General features: G+C 66.0%; 20 protein-coding genes. 9 read left to right on the top strand and 11 right to left on the bottom strand.

All coding sequences use genetic code 11. The annotated features are described in order from the left end of the window. Nucleotides 1-141: 141 nt before the first annotated feature. From XnspCFBP7698_RS19320 to XnspCFBP7698_RS19305, 4 genes are all read right to left on the bottom strand, one after another. Entirely contained in the window at nucleotides 142-2,394 is a 2,253-nt protein-coding gene (locus tag XnspCFBP7698_RS19320) for a methyl-accepting chemotaxis protein (protein ID WP_104579527.1), read from the bottom strand. Between the two features lie 366 nt (nucleotides 2,395-2,760). After that, the gene (locus XnspCFBP7698_RS19315; protein WP_146093153.1) at nucleotides 2,761-3,009 is read right to left on the bottom strand and encodes a hypothetical protein; all 249 of its coding nucleotides are present in this window, start codon (nucleotides 3,007-3,009) and stop codon (nucleotides 2,761-2,763) included. A 209-nt stretch (nucleotides 3,010-3,218) separates the two neighbouring features. Beyond that, a complete protein-coding gene (locus XnspCFBP7698_RS19310) occupies nucleotides 3,219-4,169 on the bottom strand; it encodes a diguanylate cyclase (RefSeq protein WP_052077030.1) in 951 nt (316 codons plus the stop codon). A 158-nt stretch (nucleotides 4,170-4,327) separates the two neighbouring features. Next, complete coding sequence (locus tag XnspCFBP7698_RS19305) at nucleotides 4,328-4,942, bottom strand: LysE/ArgO family amino acid transporter (protein WP_104579731.1); 615 nt, start codon at nucleotides 4,940-4,942, stop codon at nucleotides 4,328-4,330. 103 nt (nucleotides 4,943-5,045) lie between these two features. On the opposite strand from XnspCFBP7698_RS19305, the gene XnspCFBP7698_RS19300 reads away from it, so the two are divergent. From XnspCFBP7698_RS19300 to map, 5 genes are all read left to right on the top strand, one after another. Further along, nucleotides 5,046-5,969 (top strand): LysR family transcriptional regulator ArgP, encoded by a 924-nt coding sequence (locus XnspCFBP7698_RS19300; protein WP_104579526.1) that lies wholly within the window; start codon nucleotides 5,046-5,048, stop codon nucleotides 5,967-5,969. Between the two features lie 350 nt (nucleotides 5,970-6,319). After that, entirely contained in the window at nucleotides 6,320-6,853 is a 534-nt protein-coding gene (locus XnspCFBP7698_RS21665; RefSeq protein WP_199680235.1) for a hypothetical protein, read from the top strand. A gap of 417 nt (nucleotides 6,854-7,270) precedes the next feature. After that, nucleotides 7,271-8,347, top strand: a complete 1,077-nt coding sequence (locus XnspCFBP7698_RS19290; RefSeq protein ID WP_104579525.1) for a chemotaxis protein CheB — start codon at nucleotides 7,271-7,273, stop codon at nucleotides 8,345-8,347. A gap of 188 nt (nucleotides 8,348-8,535) precedes the next feature. Beyond that, on the top strand, nucleotides 8,536-8,763 hold the full coding sequence (locus tag XnspCFBP7698_RS19285) for a ParD-like family protein (protein WP_104579524.1): 228 nt from the start codon (nucleotides 8,536-8,538) through the stop codon (nucleotides 8,761-8,763). Beyond that, nucleotides 8,760-9,536 (top strand): type I methionyl aminopeptidase, encoded by a 777-nt coding sequence (gene map / locus XnspCFBP7698_RS19280; RefSeq protein ID WP_104579523.1) that lies wholly within the window; start codon nucleotides 8,760-8,762, stop codon nucleotides 9,534-9,536. Before XnspCFBP7698_RS19285 ends, map begins: the two co-directional genes overlap by 4 nt. 56 nt (nucleotides 9,537-9,592) lie before the next feature. On the opposite strand, the gene XnspCFBP7698_RS19275 is transcribed toward map, so the two are convergent. Then, nucleotides 9,593-9,808 carry a hypothetical protein gene (locus tag XnspCFBP7698_RS19275; RefSeq protein ID WP_104579522.1) on the bottom strand — a complete coding sequence of 72 codons (216 nt, stop codon included), beginning with the start codon at nucleotides 9,806-9,808 and terminating at the stop codon, nucleotides 9,593-9,595. A 322-nt stretch (nucleotides 9,809-10,130) separates the two neighbouring features. Here XnspCFBP7698_RS19275 and XnspCFBP7698_RS21660 point away from each other — a divergent pair, with 322 nt between their 5' ends. The 3 genes from XnspCFBP7698_RS21660 to XnspCFBP7698_RS19260 all read left to right on the top strand — a co-directional run bounded on the left by XnspCFBP7698_RS21660 (nucleotide 10,131) and on the right by XnspCFBP7698_RS19260 (nucleotide 11,193). After that, nucleotides 10,131-10,301, top strand: a complete 171-nt coding sequence (locus XnspCFBP7698_RS21660) for a hypothetical protein (protein WP_068838522.1) — start codon at nucleotides 10,131-10,133, stop codon at nucleotides 10,299-10,301. Between the two features lie 293 nt (nucleotides 10,302-10,594). Further along, the gene (locus XnspCFBP7698_RS19265; RefSeq protein WP_047694715.1) at nucleotides 10,595-10,825 is read left to right on the top strand and encodes a DUF1653 domain-containing protein; all 231 of its coding nucleotides are present in this window, start codon (nucleotides 10,595-10,597) and stop codon (nucleotides 10,823-10,825) included. Between the two features lie 35 nt (nucleotides 10,826-10,860). Next, the gene (locus XnspCFBP7698_RS19260) at nucleotides 10,861-11,193 is read left to right on the top strand and encodes a hypothetical protein (protein ID WP_123137676.1); all 333 of its coding nucleotides are present in this window, start codon (nucleotides 10,861-10,863) and stop codon (nucleotides 11,191-11,193) included. 51 nt (nucleotides 11,194-11,244) lie between these two features. Here the strand turns inward: XnspCFBP7698_RS19260 and XnspCFBP7698_RS19255 are convergent, their stop codons facing one another. From XnspCFBP7698_RS19255 to XnspCFBP7698_RS19235, 5 genes are all read right to left on the bottom strand, one after another. After that, nucleotides 11,245-11,982, bottom strand: a complete 738-nt coding sequence (locus XnspCFBP7698_RS19255) for a DNA/RNA non-specific endonuclease (RefSeq protein WP_123137684.1) — start codon at nucleotides 11,980-11,982, stop codon at nucleotides 11,245-11,247. 527 nt (nucleotides 11,983-12,509) lie between these two features. Then, nucleotides 12,510-14,645 carry a methyl-accepting chemotaxis protein gene (locus XnspCFBP7698_RS19250; protein WP_104579520.1) on the bottom strand — a complete coding sequence of 712 codons (2,136 nt, stop codon included), beginning with the start codon at nucleotides 14,643-14,645 and terminating at the stop codon, nucleotides 12,510-12,512. Next, nucleotides 14,642-15,070, bottom strand: a complete 429-nt coding sequence (locus XnspCFBP7698_RS19245) for a substrate-binding domain-containing protein (protein WP_104579519.1) — start codon at nucleotides 15,068-15,070, stop codon at nucleotides 14,642-14,644. Before XnspCFBP7698_RS19245 ends, XnspCFBP7698_RS19250 begins: the two co-directional genes overlap by 4 nt. A gap of 11 nt (nucleotides 15,071-15,081) precedes the next feature. Next, entirely contained in the window at nucleotides 15,082-16,251 is a 1,170-nt protein-coding gene (locus XnspCFBP7698_RS19240; RefSeq protein WP_104579518.1) for a hypothetical protein, read from the bottom strand. A 483-nt stretch (nucleotides 16,252-16,734) separates the two neighbouring features. Next, a complete protein-coding gene (locus tag XnspCFBP7698_RS19235; protein ID WP_104579517.1) occupies nucleotides 16,735-17,148 on the bottom strand; it encodes a Rid family hydrolase in 414 nt (137 codons plus the stop codon). A gap of 106 nt (nucleotides 17,149-17,254) precedes the next feature. Here XnspCFBP7698_RS19235 and XnspCFBP7698_RS19230 point away from each other — a divergent pair, with 106 nt between their 5' ends. Beyond that, entirely contained in the window at nucleotides 17,255-18,199 is a 945-nt protein-coding gene (locus tag XnspCFBP7698_RS19230; RefSeq protein WP_199680241.1) for a LysR family transcriptional regulator, read from the top strand. Between the two features lie 21 nt (nucleotides 18,200-18,220). Here the strand turns inward: XnspCFBP7698_RS19230 and XnspCFBP7698_RS19225 are convergent, their stop codons facing one another. After that, a complete protein-coding gene (locus tag XnspCFBP7698_RS19225; RefSeq protein WP_123137675.1) occupies nucleotides 18,221-20,089 on the bottom strand; it encodes a M14 family metallopeptidase in 1,869 nt (622 codons plus the stop codon). Nucleotides 20,090-20,215 lie beyond the last annotated feature (126 nt).

Raw genomic sequence — 20,215 nt, 5'->3', positions numbered from 1 at the left:
GAGCCCTGCAGCGATGAGCAGCCGCAAGCTGCACACCGGGCCCGCGCTTCCGTGTATTGGTCCAATGGCCAGCAGCATCATGTGATCGAGTCGGGCCGCACCGGTCGCGACCCGGGCGCGGCCCACGCATGCGCGCCGGCCCTAGAACTCCTGCCAGTTGCCGCCATCGGATGCAGCCACCGCCACATGCGCCTGTTTGATCACGTGTCGGTTGGAGGTGGCGGGGGCGGTCGTTTTTGCCTTGCCACTGCCGGCCTTGCGCGCCGGTGCCACCGCCGCCAGTGCGCGCGCTGGCCTGGTCACGCCGCCATCGACCTTGAACACTGCAACGGCCTCGGTCAGCTGGACGGACTGCTCCTCCATCGCGCGGGCGGCCGCGGTGGCTTCTTCCACCAGCGCAGCGTTCTGCTGGGTGGTTTCGTCCATCTGGGTGACGGTGAGGTTGACCTGCTCGATCCCCTTGGATTGTTCCTGCGAGGCGGCAGAGATTTCACCCATGATGTCGGTCACCCGCTGCACGCCGGCAACGATGTCGGACATGGTCGCCCCGGCAGAGTGCACCAGCGTCGAGCCTTCGGCCACGCGCTGCACGGAGTCATCGATCAGTGTCTTGATCTCCTTGGCGGCAGCGGTGGAACGCTGGGCCAGGGTGCGCACTTCCGACGCCACCACCGCGAACCCGCGCCCCTGTTCGCCGGCACGCGCCGCTTCCACGGCGGCATTCAACGCCAGGATGTTGGTCTGGAAGGAGATGCCGTCGATGACGCTGATGATGTCTGCGATCTTCTTCGACGAGGCTTCGATACCGGCCATGGTGCCGACCACCTTGCTGACGATCTCGCCGCCCTGTGATGCCACCCCTGCGGCGCTGATCGCCAGCTGGTTGGCCTGGCGTGCGTGCTCGGCGTTCTGGCGCACGGTGGAGGTCAGCTCTTCCATCGATGCAGCCGTCTCTTCGAGATTGGCTGCCTGCTGCTCGGTGCGTTGCGACAGATCCTGATTGCCCGCCGCGATCTCGCTTGCGGCCGAGTTGATGGCGCCGGCCGACTGCTGGATGCGCCCGACGATCTCTGCAAGCTGCGCTGCGGTGGTGTTGGCGTCGTCGCGCATCTGCGCAAACACGCCCTGGAAGGTACCCGTCATCCGCGCGGTGAGATCGCCGGCGGCGATGGACTTCAGCAGGGCCGACAACGACTGCAGATTTCCGTCTGCGGTGGACATCAGGGCATTCAGGCGTTCGACCATGGTGCGGAAGTCGTGCTGGAAGCGCGCGGTGTCGCCACGCACGCCAAAGTCGCCGGCCGCCGCTGCTTCTGCCAGATGGCTGATTTCGTGATTGATGGCGGTCAGGTTGCGCTTGACCTGATCCATGGTCTCGGTCAGCACCGCCTTCTCGCCAGGTAGCCGGTCCATGTCTTCGGACAGGTCGCCGACCGCATAGCGGCCGGTGATCTGGGCCAGGCGCGTCATGACCTGCACATGCGAGTTTGCCAATGCATTGGCATCGCGCACCATGTGGCCGTATTGGCCCGGGAACGCGCTTTCATCCATGCGGTAGCTGATCTGGCCGGCATCGTGCTGACGTGCCATTTCCACCTGTGCTGCGATGACGCCCTTCAGCCGGTCACGAATGCGGTCAACGGCATTGGCCAGTTGCACGGTCTCGTCCTTGCCGGTCGCCTTGGGGCCGGCATCTGCGTCGAGGACGCCATTGGAGAGTTTTTCGACCTCGCCGACCGCGCGCCGGATGGCACGGGAGATGGTGTTTCCCAACACCAGCGCAGCGCTGATGCCACCCACCGCGATCAGGGCCAACGCAATGGCCGAGAGGATCATTGCGCGCGTGTTGGCTTCCTGCTGCTGCTCGTAACGGAGCTTGGCGGACCTGCCCAGCTCGTCGCGCAAGGTGGAGAGCCCGGCGAAGGTGGCGTTGGCGTTGTCCTTGACCTGGGTGCGGTTGACCTCTGCGCCGGCCGGAATGTCGCCGGCTTCTATCAGCTCGACCTGGCGCCGCATGCCATCGTGCATCAAGGCGTAGCTGGCGGTGATCTTCTGCAGCTGCGCAGTGTGGTCGCTTTCATTGCTCAGCAGGCGCTTGAGCTGCGCGATGTTGGATTCCACCTGGGTGAAGCGCGTCTCGTTCTCCTGCTTCCACTGGGCGATCGTGTCCGGCGTGCCGATGGCGATCATGCGCAGGATGTTGATGTCGACGCGGGTCAGCTGGCCATCGATGCTGCTCGCCAGGGCCGAACCGGTGAAATCCCGGTTGTAGAGCGTGCCCACCCGGTCCTTGGAGCCATGCAGGCTATGCAGCAGGAAGAGGCAAAGCAGGATGCTTGGGATCAATGTCCCCAGCAATGCCAGCAGGAACTTGCGCTTGATGGTAGCGAGCATGGTGGACCTTGGTGAGTGGTGGATCTGCGTGTCGGAACAACGATCACCAACTGACCATCCGAAGGCGTCGTCCGCTCCGGTGCGAGGCTCATCAGCGTTCGGCTTCACCGGTTGGCACTGATACCGGTGGCTACACGGATTAGCGGCTGTCGGCAGGAACTCTTGATCGGCGACAGCGGCTGCGCGATCGCGGCCGGAGATGATCCTGGCCCGTCGTCCCATATCGATGGGGGAGGTGGGTCGCCTGCTGATTTCTTTCGAGCGCGCACAATGCATTGGCCGCCATCACTGGCGTACAGGGCTCACGCCGCTCGTATGGACAGGCGCACTCCCGGCGCTTGGTCGCAGCCTGCGGTTGTCGGAGTGTCAGGCCAGGCTGACGTTCGACAGGGTCACCAGGCCCGTACTCGACACCTGGCACAAGGCCATCGATTGCCGGGCGTAGTCATAGGCGGTGTCGCGGTCCGCAAACGCGGCACCGGGCAGACAATGGCGACGCAGGGTGATGCCGCCGGGCCGGGACACCAGAAGCTCCGGCACGAACTTTCCATGCAGTGGGCAGACGTGGGCGGTGAGCAGATACTCGCCCACGTCCCGGACAGTCGGGGTATCCAAAAGCAAGCCCTCTTGAAGACAGCGGCCGCTGCTGACCGTGCAGCAGCGTCAGCAGATGAGCGCCCGGTAGCGAGCGCGACAAGGTGGCAGTATCGAAGGGAGGGGATGAAGGTTCTGTCGGTGTGGGTGAGCCCGCTTGCAGGGGCGCCTGTCGATCCACGCTGCGCGCGCGACATCGCAGTGCCTGGCGCATGCTGAAACGCTGCGCGTCAGTTGACCGGCGCCATGGCTGGCGCGTCGCTGACCGGGCTGGATGGCAGCAGCGGCCCGACCTTGATGAGGTGGTCGATGTTGTTGAGTTGCCCCATCTCCTTGAACCAGCTTGCTCCCCACTTGGCGCTCAGGCCCTTGGAGCGCAGCGACGACTGGATGCGTCGTGCCACCGACAGCAGGCCGGATTCGCTGCTGCCGGGCAGGAACAGCGCAAACTCCCCATGTGCCAGCCGCGCCAGACTGTCTTGCGGCCGGGTGGCCTGTTTCAGCACGCCGATGGCCGCCATGACGTCCTGCTCGGAGCCGAGCGGGTTTCCCGAGCTGCTGGTATCCAGATCGAACAACAGGACGCCGCCCTGTTCGGTGCGATGGCGGTGATCCGCCGCTGCCTGAAGCAGCTCACGGAAGGCGCCGAGGTCGTAGAGGCCGGCCAGCGTCTGTGTGTCGTCCACGGCCGCGGCATCTGCCGTAGCCTGCGGTAACGCCCCGAGGTGCTGGGCCCAGGAGCCGGCCAGGACGCGCCCGAAGGTCTCGACCAGCGGCAGGAGATGCTCGACCTTTCCCTCCACGACGCGATCGTCCAGGCCGCACAACATGCCCTCCACCCTGCCGGGGATCCGGATGGGAACGCCCAGGTAACTTGCAATGCCGAGTCTGCTGGCCACCGGCGACTGCGCCAGGTGCTCGAACTTCTGCAGATCCGGTGCGAACTGCGGCCCGCCCATGACCATCATGCTGCGGCAGACCGATTCGGGCCAACTCAAGAACTGGTCCACCGCCAGGCCGAAGGACGCGTCCGTGCAGGCCCGGATGATCCAATGGTCGTTCTTGATTTCTGCAAGCACCCAGGTTTTCAGCGGTGTCAGCTCCGCAAGGCGCTGCAGCAGTTCCCCGGCAGTGTCGTCCAGGCCAGCGAAGGGCACCTGGGTTGTGAGTTCGTTGGCCATGCAGGCTTGCTCCATTGATTCAACCCATAGCGGCAGGATCGATCGGAGCTATAGCGGATGCACCCTCGACTTTATGAACCGAGCAGGCGTCAGCGCGCGGGAAGTGCCCGAACGCCCGATCGCTGGCGGTGTCGTCGTGTGCACCATGCCCTGCGCATTCACAGCGGGCGAGTGAGCAGGGCAACGCTCAGGCCGATCATGAACACGGCGATCCCTGCATCGAGGACGCGCCAGGCCCGTGGGGCGCGGAAGACCGGCCTCAGCAACCGCGCACCGAAGCCGAGTGCGGTAAACCAGGTCACGCTCGCCAGGCAGGCGCCCAGCGCGAAGAACCAGCGGTGCTGGCCGGCATAACGGGTGGAAATACTGCCCAACAGCACCATCGTGTCCAGGTAGACGTGTGGATTCAAAAACGTAAACGCCGCGCAGGTCAGCAGCACGCGATACGGGCCGGCTTGCGCTTCGGGTGCTTCGGACAGGCCGCCCGATCCGCGCCAGGCACGCCTGGCGGCGAGCACGCCATAGGCCGCCAGGAAACAGGCGCCGCCCACCCGCAGCACGTCCAGCAACCCGGCATAGCGGTGGACCAGTGCACCGATGCCGGCAACGCCAAGCACGATCAGCAGGATGTCGCCCAGGGCACAGATGGCCACCACGCGTGCAACGTACTGCTGCTTCAACCCCTGTCGCAGGACGAAGGCGTTCTGGGCGCCGATCGCGATGATGAGGCCGGCGCCGGCGAGGAAGCCGGCCAGCAGGGCAGTGATGGACATGTGGGCACCGATCTCAATGAGAGGTGCCAGCATTGGCGCAGGCCGCGCATTAGACAAACGATCCATTCTTCTACAGCATTAGCGCCTCTAATGGAGTGCCCCGATGATCCTCATGCATCCACAGCTTGCGGCCTTTTCGGCGGTTCTGGATGAGGGCAGTTTCGAGGCGGCGGCGCGCTACCTGTCCATTACCCAGTCGGCGGTTTCGCAGCGGATCAAGGCGCTCGAAGACCGGCTGGGCCAGATCTTGATCGTGCGAGACGCGCCTTGCCGCCCCACTGCGGCGGGCGAGCAGTTGTTGCGCCGCGTGCGCCCGTTGCAGGCGCTGGAGTCCGAAGTCGAGGACGTGTTTGCGCGCTCGGAGAAGCGCCGTGGCACCCAGTCCGTTGCAATCGCGGTCAATGGCGATTCGCTGGTCACCTGGGTGATCCCGGCCATTGCCGGGCTGCACGCCGCGCATGGCTATCTGCTGGATGTGCGGGTGGATGATCAGGACCACACGCTGCGCCTGCTGCGCGACGGCACGGTGCTCGGCGCGGTGACATCCGAGCCTCGCCCCATCCAGGGCTGCAACGTGCATGCGCTGGGCGTGATGCGGTACGTGGCGATCGCTTCGCCGGCATTTGCAGGCCGGCACTTCGCTGACGGTGTGTCGGCCGCGTCGCTGGCGCGGGCGCCGTTGCTGGCCTTCAACCGCAAGGACGACCTGCAGGCACGATTCATCCGCCATGTGACGCGCGCCAGGCTGCAGCCACCGATTCATTACCTGCCCACGTCCACCGGCTTCGTCCGCGCCGCTGCCAGCGGGATGGGCTGGTGTCTTGCGCCGGATGCACTGGCATTACCCGCCGTGGATGCCGGGGATGTCGTGTTGATATCGCCCACGCGTCATATCGATGTGCCGCTGTACTGGCAGTATTCAGCGGTCAGGTCCAGCACGCTCCAGCACATCACCAGCGCCATCCGCGATGCCGCCGCCACGGTGATGCATTCGAAAAAGGCACGCAGTTCCACCGTGCGCCGTTGAGACGATCCTTCCGGACGATACCCACATGCACGCTCTGCGCATCAGCACCGACACTGCCGGCATCGACATGGATGTCGTGCATGGCTACCTCTCCGTCCACATGCCTACCTCTGAGGCCGGTGCCGGTGTGCAGTCGCACTGCAGCGTTTGCCGGTGCGTGGTGGTGACCTTGCGTGCACGATTGCGCCGATGATCACGTCCAGAAGTCATGGTGCCGCCCAGCACACGTGGCGCGCCGACGGCTGCGGCAAAGTGGTCGTGCGTCAGCGCATGGCGACGCAGGGCGCGCAACGACCACCACCAGGAGAGCACGGATGGCACAGCGGGACAGATCTTGGTGGCGTTGGGGCATGCCGTTGCTGGGTGTGCTGGTCGCCATCGCGCAACTGGCGTGGGAGCACAGCCACGGCGGCGTGCGTAGCCATCACCTGCTGAACCGCGCAGACCTGCCTGCCATCTCCAATTGGTGGGGGCTGCTCAGCCTGCCGCTGGTGGGCTGGCTTGCCGTCAGCGTGGTGGCAAGCCGGGCCGCTGGCGATGGTGCGGTGTTCCGCAACGCGGTGGCAGGCGCGGTTGGCGCGTGGGCGGCTGGCGGGTCGCTATCGGTCGCCTTCGTGCTTGGCAACGAATCGGTCGCGTTCGGTGTGCTGGTGACGCTGCTGCTGTGCGCAGTGGTGGTCCGCGCGTACCGTGCCGAATATCTGTTCGGCTTCGTGTTGGGCATGACCTTCGTGTTTGGGGCGGTGCTGCCCTGCATCGTCTTTGTGGCGATCGCCAGCGTCTCTGCAATTGCCCATTTTGCGTTGTGGCCGGCGCTGCGGCGGCTGATTGGCAAGACGCGCCGGCGTCAACTGCAGGTCCAGGGCGGCGCCGTGCGCGACTGATCAGGTCCCCGAGCGATCGTCGCCGTGCCAGGCCTGCCGGTTGAAGGTGGGACGTGCAGCGGCTGTGCCGTTGGTGCTGCCGTGCAGGACTGCAGCAGCACCGGTGCCAGCGATCCGCATGCACGTCCGGGCCATCCTTGGTGATCGCTTCGCCAGCGGACTGCGCCTGCGCAGGCTGCTGCCTGTCCGGACCGGGCGGCCCTCGCTTCCCTTGCGATGTCGCGCCGCAGGAGATCAAGCGATGTCATGCGTGTGAACCACGCACGCGCGCGGTGTGCCAGTGCACTGCGCGTGCTGCAACGCGCTGCCAGGTCATGGTGTTGCACAGGCGCTGATCTGCTGTGGCCGTGCATCTAACGAACCATGCACGGCCGCGCGTGCAGGTTGGTGACCTCAGGTTCGGGAGAGAGGTCTGCAATGCAACGCGATATCGTGGTCATCGGCGGCTCTGCGGGCAGTGGCGCGGCGTTGCGCGCGTTTCTGGGCGAGCTGCCGCACGATCTGCCCGCGCCGATCCTGATCGTCATGCATCTGTCTGCGCGCGGCGATGGCATGGACAGCATGGTGCGTCGCGCCGCACCGCAGTTCGCCGTACACGTGGCCAAAGACGGGCAGGCGCTGCTGCCAGGGCACATCTATGTAGCGGTGCCGGATCGGCATTTGATGCTCAACGGTGAGCGCCTTGCCCTGGGGGTGGGGCCGCGCGAGAACATGTCACGTCCAGCCATCGATGCATTGTTCCGGTCGGCCGCACTCGCGTTTGGCCCGCGCGTGGTGGGGGTGTTGCTGTCCGGCATGCTGGGCGATGGCGCCGCCGGGCTGGAGGCGATCCAGGCCTGCGGTGGTGCGGTGATCGTGCAGGATCCGGCCGACGCCGATGCCGATGAAATGCCGCGTGCCGCCCTGCAGCGGCTGAGGCCCGATCGCATTGCCTGCGGCGCGGGATTGGCAGAGGCCATCGTGCAATTGCTGCAGCAGCGCCCGTCGCCGAACCAGGCCGATCTGGGTGCGCTGACGCTGGAGGTGGATATCGCGCTCGGCCGGCCGTCGACGGGAGAATTGATCGCACAGATCGCATCCCCCTCCACGATGAGTTGCCCGGCCTGTGGCGGCGTGCTGAGCCAGATCGCAGGTGACGGCGGGCTGCGTTTCAGGTGCCAGGTGGGGCATGCGTATTCTGCGCAGGCGCTGGAAATGGAAAAGGAAGGCGCGGTGGACGAGGCCTTGCGGGTGGCGTTGCGCGTGATCGAGGAGCGTGTCGATCTGGTGACGCGGTTGGCCAGCAGGGATGGCCGGCGCCAACCCTCGGTGGCGGCAATGTATGCCGACCGCGCGTCCGAATACCGCAGCTATGCGGACCTGTTGCGCGGCGTGCTGCTGGGTTCGTTGAAGCCGGCAGTGGCTGCGGACAACTACCAGACACGCCAGCGTGAGGCGGTTGCCGACAAAGAAGTCATGGGCACGCTCGATGATGAGCGCCCATCGCGACGATGAGCGTCCATCGCGCCAGGTGGGTTGTGCCACCGGAGTGACGCGCAGCAGGTGGCGTGTGGCGATGCGGAGTTTGTGCAGTGTCCTGTCTGATGCAAGGGCGCGCGGCCGAAGCGACGCTCGGTAGCGGCTGCTTGCTGCGAATATATGTTTCATATACGTTGCGTATATTCGCGATCAGGAGCTTACCGATGGGCATCGTCAATATCGACGACGATCTGCATGACCAACTGCGACGCGCCTGTACGGTGAGCAGCCGGTCGATCAATGCGCAGGCCAATTTCTGGATCAAGGTCGGCATGCTGTGCGAGATGCATCCGGCGATGTCGTTCCAGGACATCGTGGCGCAGGAGTTGCGCGCGGCAGGGGTGCTGCCACAGGCCTTGAAGCCGCAGGTTTTGAAGCCTGGGCGGGCATGATCAAGCAGCCGGAAGAGGTCGCAGCGATGGCCACGGCCGGCCAGCTGCTGGCGCAGGTGTTTCATGCGCTGGACCAGGTGCCGCTGGAAGGACGCAGCACGCTGGAACTCAATGCCCTGGTCGAGCGCATGATCGTGCAGGAGCTGGGCGCGCGGCCCGCCAGCAAGGGCCAGTACGGCTTCGAGTACGTGCTCAATGCGTCGATCGACGACGTGGTCTGCCATGGTGTGCCATCGGCCGATGACGTGTTGCGCAGCGGGCAGATCGTCAACCTGGATATCACGCTGGAAAAGCACGGATTCATCGCCGATTCCAGCACCACTTATCTGGTGGGCGAGGTGTCTTATGCCGCCAGGCGGCTGGTGCAGACAGCGTACCGGGCGATGTGGAAGGGCATTGCCGCGGTGCGGCCGGGCGCGCACGTGGGTGATATCGGGCATGCCATTGCCCGGCATGCACGCGAACACGGCTACAGCGTGGTCAAGGACTACTGCGGGCACGGCATCGGGCGGCAGATGCACGAAGAGCCGCAGATCCTGCATGACAGCCACCCGGGCACCGGCCTGCCCCTGCAGGAGGGCATGGTGTTCACCATCGAGCCGATGATCAATCAGGGACGCGCGGCGATCCGCTCGCAGCCGGACCAGTGGCCGGTGTACACGCGCGACGGCAAGCTGTCGGCGCAGTTTGAACATACGGTGGCGGTCACGCGCACCGGTGTGCGTGTGTTGACGTTACGGCCCGGCGAAACACCGCTGTGCGCGGTGGAGTGAGACTGCCAACCGCGCCAGGGCAGGTCGCCTCGGCCGGCGCCACCCGCCGCGCCTGATTACAGCGTGGTGGTGGCGATGGGCTGCGCGTGGGCAGCCACGGCCACGTCGGCCGTTGGCGGGTGCGCGCTGTGGCTGCCCAGCAATGCCGAGAGCCGGCGATGGCAGTCGCGCAAGGCCAGGGCAGAGGCGGGCATGTCGCAGGCATCGAAGGTGCGTGCTTCCGCCTTCCAGGCGGCGAGCAGGTCTTCCAGATCACGGCGCAGGCTCGGCATGGTCGGTGTCTCGATGGGTGTCCCCTCTCTACGCAGGCAGCTGGCGCGCAGATGCAGGGCGGGCCTGCGGCGCGATGACGCAGTTCAGCCGCGGACGCGTGTGGCCTGCCGACGCGTTGCGTGGCGCGCGGCTGCGGCTGTCGTGACCGGTCGGGTGCGTCCGCCGGCCGGATGTGCGGGCATCGCCTGATGGCGCTGGTTACCGGGCGGCTGCGTTGTGACGGCCATGCGTGCCTGCGCGCTGCGCATGCGCACGGCACACGTCCACATCACGGCGGCGGGGGGAAGGTGGCTGCGCGGCCTTCTGCCGCAGGAGAGCAGCATGCGTACCCAAGACAGCGGCGCGACACGGATCGACGACCCCACCCCGCCCAATGGCGTCAAGGCGCCGGGCAAGAACGAAGACCTGCTGCAGGATGGCCCTGCCCAGGACAGCGAGATCGACGACGACGATGGCATCGAAGACGACGTCGACGCGGACGAAGACGAATAGGCACCGCAGACGCCGCTCCAGGTGCCGCGTCGCGGCATCCGGAGCCGCGTGCGTGCCCGGTCCGGGTGCGCACGCCTGCAGGTGACGTGGATGCCTGCCCGGTGGTGTGTGTGCCGGCGGCACGGCCGTCATGACTTCGTTGGGCCACTGGAACGAACATGCTTTACCACTGCGGCGTCGCCTGACGATGCAGCGCATGCTGCGGGTACACGACAATCGGGGCACGCGCCCGCCGGCTCGTCAGCAGCCGCTACCCGGCCTACACTCCACAGCCCTCGCTTGCGCTGACGACCATGCAGACACTGCCACCGCTACCGACCATTGCACTGGGCGAATATCGCCACTTCAAGGGCGGCCGCTACGAGGTGCTGGGTGTGGTGCGTAGCAGCGAGACGCTGGAACCGCTGGTGCTGTACCGGCCGTTGGACAACGACGTTGGCCTGTGGGTCAGGCCGTATGCGATGTTTCTGGAACAGGTGAACGTGGATGGCGCCATGCGCCCGCGCTTCGCACCGGTTGCCTGAGCAGGCATGCCGACCGCCGTGTCCCGGACACCGCAATGAGCACGACCGACGCGCCGCTGCTGACGCCGGACGGGCGCTATCTCATCGTGCGTGGCCGGCTCTGGCGGACGGCCAATCCGCATCTAGGCGAAGATGCCCGTGCGGCGCTGGTGAGCGAGTTGATGGACGCGCGGCGCGCGGTCAAGGCGGCCAAACGCGCTGACGATGCACACGCCCTGACGGCGGCACGTCGCCAGGTCGATGCCGCCAAGGTGGCCCTGGGAGAACGTGGGCCAGTGTGGTGGAGCGATGGTGCCGCCGATCTCAATCGGCATCTGGTCAGGAACACGCCTTACGCCGCATGGTTTGCCGCACGCGATGGCGCATGACCCAACCCGGCGCGCGCCGGGCTGGGTGCAGTGGCGTGAATGCAGGGCGGCTCAGCCCAGGTCGCAGTTGCTCGGCTGCGGCCAGGTGGTGGCAGGCAGCATGGCCTTGACGGCGGCCGGCGCGGTGATGCCGATGGTGCTGGCGCCGTACAGCTCTTCGAGTTCGTCGATGCTGACGATGTAGCTGTCCAGCGAGCCGAGATTTTCGCGATTGGGAATCAGCCAGCTGATGGCGCGCGTGCCGCCGCCCGGGTTGGCGGTGATGATGGTCTTCCAGAAGAAGTCCGGGGTGCGGATGCCGTGGCTGGTCAGGAAGTAGTCGTTGCTGGTGTCGCTGTAGATCACCCCGCCGTAGACCTGCACGCTGGCGATATCGCGGTAGCACTCGGCGACGTTTTCGGCGCGCACCCAGATGCCCTGGTTGAAGCTGGCCACCTGCGGCACGATGTTGGACATCAGGTTGGCGCGACGGATGTAGGTGGCGTTGTAGTCCATGTGGTTGGAGGTCACCAGATGGCCGCGGTCGTAGCCGCTGCGCACGCTGGCGTAGGAGGCGGTGGAGGTCTGGCCGGCGCAGCCGCTGGGCAGCTCGGTGTCCAGATTGAAGCCGGACGGGCGCGCGGCCGAGCCGGTATCGGCCTGCAGCACGTATTCGTAGCGCAGCGTGGTGTGGTTGGTACAGTCGTAACGCAGCGTGTAACCGCCTTTGTTGAGCGTGACGACCTGTGCCTGGGCAACGGCACTGAACGCGGTAAGAAGCACGACGGCAAACAGGGTCCTGAAACGCATGCGGCAAATCTCCTTCGAATCGGTCGGACGCACGACGCCGCCGCCGATGTGCCAGGAGCAGACCGACGTGATGCGCAGTGCGCTGAGAGAGGTCAATGGCTCGCCCGTCCCCTAGCGAGCGCGACAGCTATCGCATGCCAATGTTGCTTGCGTGTGACGAACGTGACAACACATCTGCGCCAGGCGCGCCGCAGTGCCAGGCTGTGACGCACTTGGCATCCAGCGATGTGCCGGCATAGGTGCATCAGCGCGATGCTGCCGGTCATTGCGCAACTGCCGCGCATGCGGGTGACGTCGTGTCACGTCGAATGCCGTAGGGCCTAACCGGCGTCGTGCTTCGTCGCCGTGCCTGCCTGCCGCGCCTGCGCTACGCACTTGCCAAACGGCTCTCTCAGCTACGCAGCCCCGATGGCTGCGGTCGCCCGCGCGGTCGTCATCCAGCACACAAAAAAACCCCCTGCTGCATCGATGCAGCAGGGGGTCGTTGACGATCCAGCGAAACGATCCGCACGGCGGATCGCGATCTGCTATGCGACTTCTTCGAGCGCACGTTCTTGTTGGGTTGCCGCGTCCAGCTGGAACAACGACACCAGCTGGGTGAGGGTGCTGGACTGCTTTTCCATCGCGCGGGCGGCGGCCATGGCCTCTTCCACCAATGCCGCGTTCTGCTGGGTGGTTTCGTCCATCTGGATGACGGTCTGATTGACCTGCTCGATGCCGGCCGACTGCTCGCTGGAGGCTGCGGTGATCTGCCCCATGATGTCGGTGACGCGATTCACGCTGGCCACGATCTCGGTCATGGTGGTGCCGGCCTTGTGCACCAGCGCCGAGCCTTCGGCCACCTTGCCCACCGAGGCGTCGATCAATTCCTTGATCTCCTTGGCGGCGCCGGAGGAACGCTGTGCCAGCGTGCGCACTTCGCTGGCCACCACCGCGAAGCCACGGCCCTGTTCGCCGGCGCGCGCCGCTTCCACCGCGGCGTTCAGTGCCAGGATGTTGGTCTGGAAGGCAATGCCATCGATGACGGAGATGATCTCGGCGATCTTCTTCGACGACGCTTCGATGCCGCTCATGGTGCCCACCACCTGGCTCACCACCTCGCCACCCTTCGACGCCACGCCGGCGGCGCTACGTGCCAGTTCGTTGGCCTGATGCGCGTGTTCGGCGTTCTGCTTGACGGTGGAGGTAAGCTCTTCCATCGAGGCAGCGGTTTCTTCCAGGTTGGCTGCCTGCTGCTCGGTGCGCCGCGACAGGTCCTGATTGCCGGCGGCAATCTCGCCGGCAGCGGTATCGATTTCCGCCGACGACTGCTGGATGCGCGCGACGATGTCGGTCAGGCGCTCCACCGTGGTATTGGCATCGTCGCGCATGCGCGCGAACACACCGGCGAAGTTGCCGTGCATGCGCGTGGTCAGGTCGCCGTTGGCGATCGCCTGCAGCACCTGCGACAACGCACCCAGGCTCTTGTCGGAGGTGCCCATCAGGTGGTTGAGGTCCACCACGATCTGGCGGAAGTCGTACTCGAACGCGGTCTCGTCGCCACGCGCGCTGAAGTCGCCCGCCGCCGCGGCCGCCGCCAGGCGCTTGATCTCGCCATTGATCGACAGCAGGCTGGCCCGCACGTCGTTGATCGACTGGCTGATCACCGCCTTCTCGCCCGGCAATGCCTCCAGTTGCTGCGACAGGTCGCCGGCCGCATAGCGCTCGGTCAATGCCACGATCTGCATGGTGACCGCGATATGGCTGGACACCAGCGTGTTGCTGGCGCGCACCATGGTGCCGAACTCGCCGGGGAACTCCTGCTCGGCGATGCGGTGGCTGACGATGCCGGCCTCGTGCTTGTCGCCCATGTCGGTCTGCGCCTGGATCACGCGACGCAGCTGGCGCTGCATGCTGTCCATGGCCTGCAACAGCTGGCCGACCTCGTCATTGCGGTCGATCGAGATGGCGTTGTCCAGCCGGCCCGACGACACCGCATGCGCAATGCCCACCGCGCGGTTGAGCGGCTGGGTGATGGCACGCGCCACGATCCAGCCGAACGCGATGCACACCACCGCGCCGACCAGGCCCAGCAGCAGGCCGGTCATGCTGGCGGTGACCGAACTGTCCACCGCTTCCTGCACGGTGCCGCGAAAGCGCGCATCGGCGCGCTTCTGCATGGCGGTGAGGGTGGTGCGATAGGTCTCCAGCGCCGGCGCCATGGCGCTCATCTGCGCGGCATCGGGTTCACGTTGCTCCACGAACGCCGCGGCCACGCCATGCGCCAGGCTGTAGTACTGATCGAACTGCTTGCCCAGGCGCGCCAGTTCCTGCGCGTTGGCCGGGTCGGATTTTTGCAGTTTCACGTAGGAGCTGTGGATGTCGTCGGCCACCGGTTTGGTGGCCGCCAACATGTCCGCATCGCCTGCCGCGGCTGCGCCATTGAGCCCGCTGATGAGCTTGTCCAGCGCTGCCACGTTGCGCGTCATCGCGTCGAGCATCGGGAAATGCACGTCGCGCACCGCTTCCAGGCGGTCGTTGTTGCGATGGAACACCAGCGTGCTGAAAGCCACATAGCCCGATAGGCAAATGATTGCTACCGCTGCCGGCATCAGGATTTTCCAGAACAACGGTAGCGACAGAATGCGTCTCATGAGAGGGCTCTCGAGCAGGTGGCGGGTCACGGCTTCAGGACGACCTTGACGCTGGCATCCACGGCTGCGGCACTGATGTAGCCGATCGCGCCCGGCGTGGCCGCCACGGCCTTCTTGACCGCGTCGTCGCCGCTGACGCGCTTGGGGCGTTGCGCCTTGCCGGTGAACATCAACTGCGACCAGTACGACTTCAGCTGCGCCGCATCGCGCGAGGCGACCTTCTTGTAGAACTCATCGCGCGTGGCGGCGCCTTCTTCCTGGTCGATCGGCACCGCTGCGCCGCCGCCGGGCAAGCTGTTGGACTTGGCCAGGAAGATCTGCGAGACCTGCGCCGCGCTCAGGCTGTCCGGGCCGCCCTTGGCCGCCATCACCACCACTACGTCGGCGTTGGCCGAGAACGCAACCAGCGACAACAGCGCAAGCGCGCAGCCTGCGAAATACTTGGAAAGTTTCATGGGGGGCTCTCTTAGAACACGAAGTCGACGGACGCCGACAGCAGGTTGTAGCTGCCGCCCGGACGGAAGCCCGGCTGGATGTTGTTCAACGAGCCGAACGAGCCGGCGTTGTTGTTGATATGGCTGGCCTGCAGCTTGAACGCCATGCTCTCGCGCGCATCCCAACGCAGCGAGGCGGTGACGCTATGCCGGCCGCTTTCGGCCTGCGCCAGCGCACGGGTCATGATGCCGACCGGGTCCTGGCCCGGGGCGATGCGCGAGGCCTTGCGATCGACGCTGCCGAAGGTAACCGACGGGGTCAGCGTGCCGAACCGGCCGCCGACGCTGAGGTAACCGGAGGTGGTCTTGCCGTTGAGCGAGGGCGAGTAATCGGCCTGGATCACTTCGGTGCGCAGGAACCAGTTGCCCGGGTCGTAGGCGTAGCCCACGCTGGCGAAGCTGCCGTCCACGCCATAGGTGGTCAGGCGATTGGCCAGCGCCGGATTGATGCGCTGGTAGGCGGTGAACAGGCGGTCCAGCGACGGCGAATCGAAGTCGGTGGTGCCGACGATGTAGGCCGCACGGAAGGTCGATGCACCCGATTCCAGGCCCAGGGCCAGACCACGCATGGCGTACACGTCGGCCTTCTTGGAATCGATGCGGCCGTAGAAGCCCTGCACGCTGACCACGCTTTCGCCGGCATTGATGGTGTACACGCCTTCGACGCCGTCCATCGGCAGCAGGTAGTTGTAGACCTCATACGGCGGGCGCACCCACGGGGTGGCATAGCCCACGCGCTGGTATTCGGAGAGCATGTACAACGGCGCGGTGATGCGGCCCAGGCGGGCGGCGAACTGCGGGCCGAACTGGTACTTCACGTGGGCCAGGGTCACCTTGGGCGCGTAGTCGGCGCGCTCGGCGTATTCGCTGGTCACCTGCAGCACGCCGGTGAAGTTGTCGGTGAAGTTGGCATTGACCTGGCCGGCGATGCGCGAGTCCGGGCGGGCGGAGGTGGAGTGGCTTGCGCCAACGCCTTCCACGGTCTGGATGTCGGGCGTGAAGTCGGCCTGATCCTCCGTCGAGTGCACCACGCCCAGCGTGCCGAAGCCGCTGAAGGAAAACATCGAGTCCTCCTGCGCGTAGGCGCAGGTCGACGAGGCCAGGGCGATGGCGCCACTGAGCAGTTTGACGGTCAGGTTCATTGCGGTCTCGCTAAGAAGATGATGGACGCCGCGCCAGGAGCGCAGCGGGCAGAACGGTGATGCGCGTCTCGTGGCGCTGATCCCCGGTAGCGGCCGCCTATGGCATCGCTTTAGCGAGTTTTTTACGAATTTAAGAAACGGTTAATTCGCCGGAGACAGTACGGAAATGAACGATAGCCCGGCGCTATCGGAATGCCGGGATTACCCAATCGCCACGGGTGGATGGACGTTTTTGTCCGGCACCGCTTCGATGTTGAGCGCAGCCGATGGCGCAGGAGTTGAAGATCGTAGGCGCACGGCGCTACCACGCGTGCCCTGCGCGCTGGCCTGACGCATACGACAACGCCACGCGTGGGCGTGGCGTTGTCGTGTGGTGGTCGGCCAGCGGGAGTCATCCGCGTCGCTGGCATCGTCGCGGTCACCCGCTTGGTGCTCGACGGCCGTCAGCTCGTTGCCATCATGGCGTGGGAGCCCACGCCGGGATCAGGCCGCCGACGCGGGATCGGTCGCCGGCAACTTGACGACCACCTTGATCTCGAACCGGAAGCCGGCCAGCCAGGTCACCCCCACGGCGGTGACGGTGGGGTAGGGGGCCGGGCCCCAGTAATCGGCCCACCGGTTCCAGGCAGCGTCGAACACCACCTCGGGATCGACCATGAACAAGGTGACATCCACCACGTCTTGCGAGGTGCAGCCGGCCGCGCTGAGGATGGCGTCCAGATTGCTGAAGGCGCGCGCGATCTCCGCGTCCAGGTCGGGCTCGGGCGAGCCGTCTTCGCGGCTGCCGACCTGGCCGGCGACGAAGAGCAGGCCATCGGCACGTACCGCCGGCGAATAGCGATGGCGCTCATACAAGGCGTGGCGGCCCGGCGGTAAAACAACGTCACGTGTGGCCATGGAGGTCTCCTTCGAAGTGCGACAGAACGGAGCTCCACCCTAAACGCGTGGCTGCGCGCGATAAATCCGCAGCCTTGACCAACACTGTTTGTAGAATCCAAACAATCTGGATGCGGGAGTGGCGATGGATCGGTTCGATGCGATGCAGGCGTTTGCGCGGGTGGTAGAGGCCGGCAGTTTCACCAAGGCCGCAGACACGCTGCACATGAGCCGGGCCAGCGTCACCCAGCTGGTGCAGCAGCTCGAAGCGCGCCTGCGGGTGACCCTGCTCCACCGCACCACGCGCCGGGTGCAGGTGACCGCCGATGGCGCGGCCTACTACGACCGCGTGGTGCGCCTGCTGGCCGACATGGACGACGCGGAAACCAGCCTGTCCGATGCCTCGACACTGCCGCGCGGGCGCCTGCGCGTGGATGTGCCCAGCCCGTTGGCGCGGCTGATCCTGATGCCGGCGGTGCCGGCCTTTCATGCGCGCTATCCGGGTATCCAGCTGGACATGGGCGTCAGCGACCGTCGCGTGGACCTGATCGGCGAGAACGTGGATTGCGTGATACGCGGGGGCACCATCACCGACCAGTCGTTGATCGCGCGCCACGTGGCCGACCTGCAGGCCGGCGTCTACGCCGCGCCCGCGTATCTGCAGCGGCTGGGCATGCCCACCCATCCGTCCGAGCTGGAAAACACCCGGCATCGCTGCGTCGGCTTCATGCGCTGGGGCACTACCACGACGGTTCCCTATGTGATGCAGCGGGGCGACGACGCGGTGCGCGTCCACGGGCGGCACGTTGTGGCCGCCGACGATGGCAATGCGTATCTCGCCGCCGGGCTTGCGGGAATGGGCGTGCTGTGGCTGCCGGTGTACATGGCCAACGCGCATGTCGCTAGCGGCGAGCTGGTTCCGATCTTTGCAGACTGGCAACTGGAGCCGATGCCCTTGTCGATTGCGTTCCCACCCAACCGCCACGTCAGCGCCAAGCTGCGGGTGTTCATCGATTGGGTGATTGCGCTGATGGCCGAGCATGCGCCGCCGATGGCGCCCGCTCTGCGATAAGCGCTGCGCATAGGCGCGGCGCTATTGCGTCACTTCGCGCCGCACCGGATACCGCCAGCCAGTGATCGCCGCGTAGGGTGAGCGTGCGTAGATCCACTGCAGTCGCGCATCGCCATCTGCGCGGAACGCAGCATCGCTAGCCAGCTTGTGCTCGAATTCGCGGCGTAATGCGGCGTCGCTGCGCAACAGGCGTTCGGTAAAGTCCACCAGCTCGGCGCCGTATAGCCCGCTGTCGGGGCTGCCGGCGTTGCGGAACCGTCCGCTGGCCAGCAGGGAATCGCTGCTGAGCGGCTCCAGCAATGCGGCGGCCAACATGCGCATCGATTGATCGGCGGGCACGCGGATGCTGCCGGCAGGAAAGAGCTCGTCCACGCTGTCTGTGTGCGCGACCTGCTTGCTGGTGGCGTCGGTACTGGTATTGGTGTTGGTGATGCGAATCTGCTCCACCGTGTGCTGGTGCGGCTGCTGCAGACGTTCGTACTGGATGCCATGCGTGTCGAGCAACGCAAGCACGTCGTCGTAGCCGGGGGGAATCCACCAGGCCACCGGATACTGCACCGCCTGCGTCTGGCGGTAACCGATCACCGGCATCGTCCAGGTTTCATCGCGGCCTTCCCAGCGCAATTCCTGCCGGCCGGAAACCGGCGACAGGGCGCGGGTATAGGTCACGCCCTTGAACGCGATGTGGTCGATCGGCTGCGGCAGGCGTTCCCAGGCCACCATCAATTCCTGCGGACGTGCGGCACGATCTGCACGCTTGGCAGCAGCGATCTTGTTTGCATCGCGACCGACCAGGCGCAGCGCTTCTTCGAGCAGGACGTAGTCGCCGAGCACGCGCTGCCGGTACGACTTCAGCCGGTGGTTTTCCACCAGCACGGTGGGAATGCCGGCGAAATCGCCGTAGCCGGTGGAATAACGCGGGCCTTCCGGCGAATAGCGCAGGCCCGAGCGTGGCGCATCTTCGTCGATCAGGCTGGGGTAGATCGCAGGTGTGTGGCCCTGGTTGCGCAGCGCGGCGTTGACGGCCGGCGTGAAGCGTTGCTGCAGCCAGCCGGCAGTGGCGCGCGAACGTGCATACGTGCCCCAACCGGCGAAGGTAAAGGTGATGTCGTACTGATGATCGAGCCCGCCGCTGACATGCAGGTCGATGTACAGCGCGGGGTCAAGCGTGTGCAGCAACGTGACCATCGCGCGCGTCTCCGGCGCTTCCAGGTTGAGATAATCGCGATTGAGGTTGATGCCGCGCGTGGTGGTGTTCCAGCCCATCTGTTGCGGGCCACGCAATGCGGCGCCGACCAGTGGGCCGCGTTGTTCGTGGCCGTCGCTGTTGAGGATGGGCACGAACACGAAGTCCACCGCATCCAGTAGATCGTCCTTGCCGCGTTGGGCGATGTCGCGCAGCAGCATCAGCCCGGCGTCCTTGCCATCGATCTCGCCGCCATGGATGCCGGCCTGCGCCAGCACCACCGGTTTGCCCGGCTTGCCCTTGCGCGCGCGCACCAGCAGCAGGTCGCGCCCTTCGCTGGTCTTGCCGAATACTTCCAGCGACAGCAGCGGCGAGGCCGCGACCAGGCGCTGCAACCACGCGCGCGTTTCTTCGTAGCTGGGCGTGCTGACGAAATCGCTGCGCTCGGCCGGCGTGATCCACGGATCGGCTGGACCGGCGATCAACGCCTCGCTCGCCCCATGCCAGGTGCGCACCGGCGGCAACAGGGCAGTGGTTTCCAGTGGCTGTGCGCCAAGCGGCGCTGCAGCAAGACATGCGGCCGCGAGCAGGCAGGCAGAGGCGGCACGTGTCGCGCGGTGAAAGCCGGGGCGCGGGGAGCCCGGCGAGGCGACGCGGTGACCGGCGTGCGTGAAGTCGGGGCAGGTGCGTGGATCGGAACTCATGTGGCGTGCGCAATCTCGTGTGGAGGTGGTGACAGTGATGGGGCTGATGAAGGCGGTGGCCGTGCGGTCTGCCGCCAGTGTCGGGTGACGGGCGCGGCACTGGTCTGCTGCAGCTTGCGCACGGCA

The organism is Xanthomonas sp. CFBP 7698 (assembly GCF_003600855.1).
Classification (GTDB): domain Bacteria; phylum Pseudomonadota; class Gammaproteobacteria; order Xanthomonadales; family Xanthomonadaceae; genus Xanthomonas; species Xanthomonas cannabis.
The sequence above is the reverse complement of the archived record's forward strand: the minus strand, read 5'-3'. Positions and strand labels throughout refer to the sequence as shown.